Annotated in this window: 1 protein-coding gene; it reads right to left on the reverse strand. The window is 43.5% G+C overall.

The window, feature by feature from the left end; all coding sequences use genetic code 11:
- Positions 1-32: 32 nt before the first annotated feature.
- Positions 33-1,418 (reverse strand): IS110 family transposase, encoded by a 1,386-nt coding sequence (locus R2S57_RS30280; protein WP_316848641.1) that lies wholly within the window; start codon positions 1,416-1,418, stop codon positions 33-35.
- Positions 1,419-1,590 lie beyond the last annotated feature (172 nt).

Raw genomic sequence — 1,590 nt, forward strand, 5'->3', positions numbered from 1 at the left:
CTTATAATGACGTTCATTTAAGTTATTCATAATCAAGCTACTTTTTGAACAACGTATCCCATATTGGCTGCGTCCTTTAATAGTCTCGCTATTCTTTTTGCCTCCCGAATTTCTACATTCTGTTGTATTTTTTTGGGATCAAAGGCTTCTTTTTTAAGTACCATGTTATAAAAGACTGTCGCTAATTTTCTGGCTATAGCTTTTATAGCCTTGGCCGACCCTTTCGTTGCAGCCAGTTTTCGATATTGCTGTCCAATTGGCCCTTTGTTCTGCCACAAACTATTTGCGGCAAGACGAAAGGCTTGGGTGGCTGGATTATTAGTGCTTCGTTTCTCATTTCCTATTTTCTTGCCCCCTGATATTTTAGGCCGTGGCGATAGATTCAGCCAGCTTGCAAAGTGTGATGCTGTGGGCCATTTTCTCATATCGGTTCCCGTTACCGCTAGAATGGCCAGCAACCCAATTTCATCCAGTCCATCTACAGCGGTAAGGTCTACACCAAATATGCTTTCCAGATAATCGGTTAGGTTGAAATGGTATTCATTCTTGCGGGCTTTAACTTTTTTCTTCCCTACAACCTTTAGATCCCCACCCGGACCAGAAACAGGAACCAGCTTTTGCAGTGTGGACTCAATATAGGTTTCATACTCCAACATCTGGCTTTTATGGAAATCATAGGCCTTCATCATACTTGCAAGGATATGGATATGGTGCTCCTGATAGTCACCTTTTAATGAACTGATCAGGTCTTCAGGGCTTGCCTTTAAGCGGTTCAGGTCGATAAGCTTTAATAGGGCTTCAGGTTCATTCACCCCGGAAACGATAGCCCGCAATATTTTCATTCCCGCAACGCCCTCGATATCGCTGATCAGGTGCTGGAATTTTATATTCATCAGGGTAAGGGTTTTTTGGATGCGGTTAAGGGTATCGCTTTTCAGATCCTGACAGGTTTTTCTTTCATGCACATAGCGCCGTAGCTGTCGGTATAGCTCTGTGGCAATATGTGAACTGCGGATCAGCCCGTGGGCCAGTAACTGGTGCAGCCATTGTGCATCATTGATGTCAGTTTTCTGGGCACTTACATTCCGGTAGTGGCTTGGATTGGCCATTAAAACCTGCATGCCATGGGTTTCAAGCATGCAATAAAGTGTTTTCCAGTATTCACCGGTTGCTTCCATTACTACCTGCTCAACCCCTTCCCGTTGAAGTAGTTCTGAGAGTTCCATAAGGCTCTCTGTAAAACTGTTGAACTCCCTGACATTAATCATATCATTCCGGTCGGTATAGGATACAACCATCAGCATACTGCCAACGTCAATGCCCGCAGATCTTGGATATAACAACCCAAAACGTTCCATTTTCAGGCCCTCTCTGCTGGAGGATTCCCTTTTCTTTTTGATTTTACTAACTTTGCTCATCTTATTTCTAATAAGTAGGCAGGACAAGCTCTGCAGTTCTATAAATGTTTAAGCTTAAAAGCGTGGTAAACTTCCCTCAGGGATGGTTCCCAACAATATTTATTTCAAAGAATTACAGTCCCAAACTCGCAATCAGGCTCTCTGTTCAAAGGCTCCAGGTTATGTACGGGGT

The organism is Pedobacter psychrodurus, assembly GCF_032678585.1.
Classification (GTDB): Bacteria; Bacteroidota; Bacteroidia; order Sphingobacteriales; family Sphingobacteriaceae; genus Pedobacter; species Pedobacter psychrodurus_A.